The following is a 6,354-nucleotide window of genomic DNA, read 5'->3' as shown; positions in this document are numbered from 1 at the left end:
CACGCTAGATTCTAGAAATTGAGCAAGACAGTTGCTCCTACAGACGATCGCAATCCTCCTGTAGGAGCGGCCTTGTGCCGCGAAAGGAGCGCGTAGCGCTCCCATCGGTCAACGCCGTATCGGCGTGGTCCAACGCTCGGCCAGCAGCACACCGACCAACGTCAGCAAGCCGCCGACCAGGTGATAACTGGCCAACTGCTCATCCAGCACCATCGCCGCGATCACCGCCGTGACCACCGGCAGCAGGTTGAAGAACAGCGTGGTGCGGCTCGGCCCGAGGCGGTGCACCGCTTGCATCCACACCCGCGGCGCGACCATCGAGGCCAGCAGGCCGGCATACAGCACCAGGCCCAGGTTGTGGCCGTTCAGGCCCGTCTTGGGTGATAGCAGGAACAGCGGCAGCAGCACCAGGATCGCTACCAGCACCTGCAGGTACAGCAACTGCAGCGGCGGCAGGCGCAGCTGCCATTTCTTCAGCAGGAAGCTGTACAGCGCGTAGGCGAACGTCGCCACCAGCATCATCAGGTCGCCACTGTTCAGCCCTTGGTGCAACAGCACGCCGGGTTGCCCGGCCGAGACCACCTCCAGCACGCCGAAGAACGACACCACCGCGCCCAGCAGCGCGCCGTAGCTCAGGCGCTGGCCGAGCCAGGCGATTGAAAGGGCCAGCGACATCAGCGGCATCAGCGAGAGGATGATGCCCATGTTGGTGGCACTGGTGATGGCGGCGGCGAAGTACGCCAGGCTCTGGTAGATGGCCATGCCCAGCACGCCCAGCACGAAGATCTTGCCCAGGTGCGGGCGGATCGCCGCACGGTTGCGCCAGACCTGGGGCAGCAGGAAGGGGGTGAACAGCAGGCCGGCCAGCAGCCAGCGGTAGAAGCCGATCTCGGCGGGGAAGATGGCCCCGGCGGACATCTTGGTGACCACGGTATTGCCGGCCCAGATGAGGATGGCGATGAGGGGGAAGAGGTAGTTCATGCAACGGGTACTCACAGTGACAGAGTGGGGCTGCTACGCAGCCCTTCGCGGGTAAACCCGCTCCTACAGAGACGGTGTAAATCCTGTAGGAGCGGGTTTACCCGCGAAGGGCCGCCCAGCGGCCCCTGATGGCCCGGTATTATCGTTTGTCTGTATGAAACCCTATACTCCCATCCAGACAACTAGCCCCGCGAAGCAGACAGCATGGCCCGCAAATACCTCGACATCCCCCAGTTCGACCAGCTCCCCGCACCAGTCTACTTCCGCTACGACGAGTTCGGCGCCGATACCCACAGCCCGCCGCACCGCCACCCCTGGGGCCAGCTCAACTACGCCTCCCATGGCCTGATGCACCTGGACGTCGAAGGCCAGCGCTTCATCTCGCCACCGCACTATGCCGTCTGGGTGCCGCCCGGTACCGAGCACGGTTGCTACAACCCCCAGGCAATCATCTACCGTTCGGTCTACCTGGAGCGCAGCTTGTGCGCCGAACTGCCGGCGCAGCCCTGCAGCCTGGTGATCAGCGACATTCTCAAGGCGATCCTCGGCGACTTTGCCCGCCGCGATCTTCATGTGGCCCAAGACGCACGCGACCAGCGCCTTGTACAAGTGCTGATCGACCAGTTGCACCTGGCCCCGACCCAGACCTGCTACCTGCCGTTTGCCCGTAGCGAAGGCCTGCGCCAGGTGCTCGAAGCGTTGCACGCAGAACCGGGGGACAACCGCCCGCTGGCCGACTGGGCGGCCCAGGTGCATGTCAGCGAGCGCACCCTGGCCCGGCACTTCCTGCACGAACTGGGGATCAGTTTCGGCGAGTGGCGCCTGCGCCTGCGCTTCCTGCGCGCCATCGAGGCGCTGGAAGCCGGGCTGTCGATCCAGGCCATCGCCTTCGACCTCGGCTACAGCAGCGCCTCGGCCTTTATCGCCATGTTCCAGCGCCAGGCCAACTGCACGCCGGAGCAGTACCGGCGCCGTGCCCGCTCGGAGATGTAAGAAAACTTGTCTACACTCTGCTCGACGAGCGCGCATCGGGCGCGCAGGCAAGGAGACCACTCCATGAAGCTGCTGCACGTACCCCTGCTGGTGTTGGGCATGTTGATCGCCGGGCAAGGATTCGCCGCCACCGCGCAACAGGAAAAGATGAAGACCTGCAACGCCGACGCCACCACCAAGGCGCTCAAGGGCGATGAACGCAAGGCGTTCATGAGCACCTGCCTGAAGAAGGATGTGCCGCAGACCCAGCAGGAGAAGATGAAGACCTGCAACGCCGACGCCACCACCAAGGCGCTGAAGGGCGACGAGCGCAAGACCTTCATGAGCGACTGCCTGAAGAAGAAATGACCTGCGCCTATGCCTCTGCCTTGAAGGCTGGCAGACTGCGGGTCCTTCCGCTGTCTGCCGCCGAGGCTGTATGACCTTCACCCCCCGTCAGATCACCCTCGCCAGCTGGGTCATCGTCATGGCCGGCCTGTTGCTGGCGCTGCCCCTGAAGTTGTTGCCGAGCCTGCTGGCCGGCCTGCTGGTGTTCGAGCTGGTCAACATGCTCACGCCGCGGCTGCAACCGCTGATCGCCGGGCAGCGCGCCCGCTGGCTGGCGGTGGCGCTGCTTGGCACCCTGGTGGTGAGCACCCTCACGTTGCTGATTGCCGGCGCCTTCAGCTTCCTGTTGCACGAGGCCGAGAACCCCGGTGCCTCGCTGGACAAGTTCATGGCCCTGGTCGAACGCGCCCGTGGCCAGCTGCCGCCGTTCATCGAAGCCTACCTGCCGGCCAGCGCCGCCGAGTTCAAGGTGGCCATCGGCGACTGGATCAAGAGCCACCTGAGCGACCTGCAACTGGTGGGCAAGGGCATGGCGCACATGTTCGTGACGCTGCTGATCGGCATGATCCTCGGGGCCATCGTCGCCCTGCAGCGCATCCCCGACATCTCCCGGCGCAAGCCCCTGGCGGCGGCGCTGTTCGAGCGCCTGAGCCTGCTGGTGCAGGCGTTTCGCAACATCGTCTTCGCGCAGATCAAGATCTCGCTGCTCAACACCGTGTTCACCGGCATCTTCCTGGCGGTGGTGCTGCCGCTGTTCGGCGTGCACCTGCCGCTGACCAAGACGCTGATCGTGCTGACCTTCCTGCTCGGGCTGCTGCCGGTGATCGGCAACCTGATGTCCAACACCCTGATCACCATCGTCGGCATGTCGCTGTCGATCTGGGTGGCGGCGGCGGCGCTGGGGTACCTGATCGTGATCCACAAGGTCGAGTACTTCCTCAACGCGCGGATCGTGGGGGGACAGATCAGTGCCAAGGCCTGGGAGCTGTTGCTGGCGATGCTGGTGTTCGAGGCGGCGTTCGGCTTGCCGGGGGTGGTGGCGGGGCCAATCTATTATGCGTACCTGAAGAGTGAGTTGAAGCGGGCGGAGTTGGTTTGATCCTGTTCGCCGGCAAGCCGGCTCCTACGGGATATGTGTAGGAGCCGGCTTTGCCGGCGAACACCGGCATAGCCGGTGCCAGGCACCGTGGTGTTTGCTTCGCCAGCAAGGCTGGCTCCTACAGGACGAGGGCTTCAGGCGGCGCCGTAACGCTTGCGCGCCTCGATCGCCAGGCCGCTGCCGATGCTGCCGAAGATGTTGCCTTCCACATGCCGCGCATTGGGCAGCATCGCCGCCACGCTGTTGCGCAGCGCCGGAATCCCGCTGGAGCCGCCAGTGAAGAACACCGTGTCCACCTGCCCCTCGCTCACGCCCGCCTTGGCCAGCAGCTCGGTCACGCTGCCGCGCACCCGTTCCAGCAGCCCGCCGATGGCGTCTTCGAACAGTGCACGGGTCAGTTCGGCTGACAGCTCCGGCTCGATCCGGCCAAAGTCGATGCGGCGGCTGTCGCGCTCGGTCAGCTCGATCTTGCTGGCTTCCACTTCCATCGCCAGCCAGTGCCCGGCGCGCTGCTCGATCAGGTTGAACAGGCGATCGATACCCAGCGTGTCTTCGATGTCGTAGCGCATGCTGCCCAGGGCCAGCTGCGATTTCTGCGCGTACAGGGCGTTGATGGTGTGCCAGGTGGCCAGGTTGAGGTGGTAGCTGGTGGGCATCAGCGCGCCGCTTTTCATCCGGCTGCCGTAGCCGAACAGCGGCATCACGCCCTGCAGGCTCAGTTGCTTGTCGAAGTCGGTACCACCGATGTGCACGCCGCCGGTGGCAAGGATGTCGCTCTGGCGCTCGGCCACCAGGTGGCGATCGGGCGACAGGCGGATCAGGGTAAAGTCCGAGGTACCACCGCCGATATCGACAATCAGTACCAGCTCTTCACGGCTGATGCCCGACTCGTAGTCGAATGCCGCAGCGATCGGCTCGTACTGGAACGACACGTCCTTGAAGCCGATCTTGCGCGCCACATCGGCCAGGGTATCCTCGGCCTCCTGGTCGGCGGCCGGGTCTTCGTCGACGAAGAACACCGGGCGGCCCAGTACCACCTGGTCGAATTCACGGCCGGCATCGGCTTCGGCACGCTTTTTCAGCTCGCCGATGAACATGCCCAGCAGGTCCTTGAACGGCAGGGCGCTGCCCAGCACGCTGGTGTCGTGCTTGATCAGCTTGGAGCCCAGCAGGCTCTTGAGCGAGCGCATCAGGCGGCCTTCGTAGCCCTCCAGGTACTCGTGCAGGGCCAGGCGGCCGTACACCGGGCGACGCTCCTCGATGTTGAAGAAGACCACCGACGGCAGGGTGATCTTGCCGTCTTCCAGGGCGATCAGCGATTCGACGCCCGGGCGGTGCCAGCCGACCGTGGAGTTGGAGGTGCCGAAGTCGATGCCGAGGGCGCGGGCCGGGGATACGTCAGACATGGGGGAGAGCTTCCGGAGGCAAAACGGCCGCGCAGTTTATGCCAGTCTGCGGCTAAATCAAGACCGGCCGTCTGCGATAGCGCAACCCCGGGTGAACCTTGAAAGGCTATGCTTGACCCCAATCTTCATTGGCAATACGTACATTCACACTGGTGATCCATAGATGGACTTCAAAGACTATTACAAGATACTCGGCGTCGAGGCGAGCGCGGACGAGAAGGCGATCAAGGCCGCGTACCGCAAGCTCGCGCGCAAGTATCACCCCGACGTCAGCAAGGAGCGTGACGCCGAGGACAAATTCAAGGAGGCCAACGAGGCCTACGAAGTGCTTGGCGACAAGGACAAGCGCGCCGAGTACGACGAGATCCGCAAGTACGGCGGCCAGCACGGCCGGCCGTTCCAGGCACCGCCTGGCTGGCAGTCCCGTGGCGGCAATGGCGGCGGCGGTGGCTTCGAGGGCGGCGATTTTTCCGATTTCTTCAGCTCGATCTTCGGTGCCCGGGGCGGCAACCCCTTCGGTGGCGGTGGCCGGCAGCAACGCAGTGCCGGCAGGCGAGGGCAGGACGTGGAACTGGAACTGGCGGTCTTCCTCGAAGAAACCCTGAACAAGGAATCCAAGCAGATCAGCTTCCAGGTGCCGCAGACCAATGCCGCCGGGCAGCGCACCGGGTTCACCACGAAAACGCTGAACGTGAAGATCCCCGCCGGGGTGACCGACGGCGAGCGTATCCGCCTCAAAGGCCAGGGCGCGCCCGGCGTGGGCGGTGGCGCCAACGGCGACCTGTTCCTGACCATCCGCATGGCACCGCACCCACTGTTCGATGTCGAAGGCCATGACCTGATCATCACCGTGCCCCTGGCACCGTGGGAAGCGGCGCTCGGCGCCAAGGTGGCCGTGCCGACCCTGACCGGCAAGATCAACCTGACCATCCGCCCCGACAGCCAGAGCGGCCAGCGCCTGCGGGTCAAGGGCATGGGCCTGTCGAACAAGCAGGGCGAGCGCGGCGACCTGTATGCCCAGCTCAAGGTGGTCATGCCCGCCCAGTCCGACGCCGCCGCGCGCGAACTGTGGACCCAGCTCTCCGAGAAAGCCGCGTTCAATCCGAGGACTCAATGGAGTAAGTGATCATGAGCAGCACCCTGATCGTTCAACTGGACATGCGTACCCTGTGTCAGGAGGCCGATGTCACGGCCGATTACGTGATCGAGATCGTCGAGCACGGCATTGTCGAACCGTCGGGGCGAACGCCGGAGGAATGGGTGTTTGACGACCGCGCGCCGGTGACCTTGAAGCGCGCGGTGAAGCTGCATGATCAACTGGAGCTGGAGTGGGAGGGGGTGGCGCTGGCGTTGGAACTGCTGGAGGAGGTGCAGCAATTGCGCAGCGAGAACAGCATGCTGAAGCAGCGGTTAGGCAGGTTTACCCAGATGTGAGCCGGGGGCCGGGGCCTTTTGTAGGAGCGGCTTTAGCCGCGATACAGGCATCGCGGTGTCTGGCACCCGCTTCGCGGGTGATCGCGGCTAAAGCCGCTCCTACAGGGGGCGCAT

At 64.6% G+C, this 6,354-nt stretch carries 7 protein-coding genes; 5 read left to right on the top strand and 2 right to left on the bottom strand.

Annotated elements, in window-relative coordinates; genetic code table 11:
• Nucleotides 1–108: 108 nt before the first annotated feature.
• The gene (locus P5705_RS25660; protein WP_277463667.1) at nt 109–981 is read right to left on the bottom strand and encodes a DMT family transporter; all 873 of its coding nucleotides are present in this window, start codon (nt 979–981) and stop codon (nt 109–111) included.
• Nucleotides 982–1,185: 204 nt separating this feature from the next.
• Between P5705_RS25660 and P5705_RS25655 the strand changes: the two genes are divergently transcribed.
• The 3 genes from P5705_RS25655 to P5705_RS25645 all read left to right on the top strand — a co-directional run bounded on the left by P5705_RS25655 (nt 1,186) and on the right by P5705_RS25645 (nt 3,400).
• A complete protein-coding gene (locus tag P5705_RS25655; protein ID WP_277463666.1) occupies nt 1,186–1,974 on the top strand; it encodes an AraC family transcriptional regulator in 789 nt (262 codons plus the stop codon).
• Between the two features lie 63 nt (nt 1,975–2,037).
• The gene (locus tag P5705_RS25650; RefSeq protein ID WP_277463665.1) at nt 2,038–2,322 is read left to right on the top strand and encodes a PsiF family protein; all 285 of its coding nucleotides are present in this window, start codon (nt 2,038–2,040) and stop codon (nt 2,320–2,322) included.
• A gap of 70 nt (nt 2,323–2,392) precedes the next feature.
• Nucleotides 2,393–3,400, top strand: coding sequence for an AI-2E family transporter (locus P5705_RS25645; RefSeq protein ID WP_011535910.1), 1,008 nt, complete (start codon nt 2,393–2,395; stop codon nt 3,398–3,400).
• A gap of 134 nt (nt 3,401–3,534) precedes the next feature.
• On the opposite strand, the gene P5705_RS25640 is transcribed toward P5705_RS25645, so the two are convergent.
• On the bottom strand, nt 3,535–4,806 hold the full coding sequence (locus P5705_RS25640; protein WP_277463664.1) for an Hsp70 family protein: 1,272 nt from the start codon (nt 4,804–4,806) through the stop codon (nt 3,535–3,537).
• A gap of 163 nt (nt 4,807–4,969) precedes the next feature.
• Between P5705_RS25640 and cbpA the strand changes: the two genes are divergently transcribed.
• Complete coding sequence (gene cbpA, locus P5705_RS25635; protein ID WP_277463663.1) at nt 4,970–5,932, top strand: curved DNA-binding protein; 963 nt, start codon at nt 4,970–4,972, stop codon at nt 5,930–5,932.
• Between the two features lie 2 nt (nt 5,933–5,934).
• A complete protein-coding gene (locus tag P5705_RS25630; RefSeq protein WP_277463662.1) occupies nt 5,935–6,240 on the top strand; it encodes a chaperone modulator CbpM in 306 nt (101 codons plus the stop codon).
• Nucleotides 6,241–6,354 lie beyond the last annotated feature (114 nt).

This window comes from Pseudomonas entomophila (genome assembly GCF_029478665.1).
GTDB classification, from domain to species: Bacteria; Pseudomonadota; Gammaproteobacteria; order Pseudomonadales; family Pseudomonadaceae; genus Aquipseudomonas; species Aquipseudomonas entomophila_F.
Note: the sequence above shows the minus strand (reverse complement) of the source record. Positions and strands in the feature narration are given on the sequence as shown.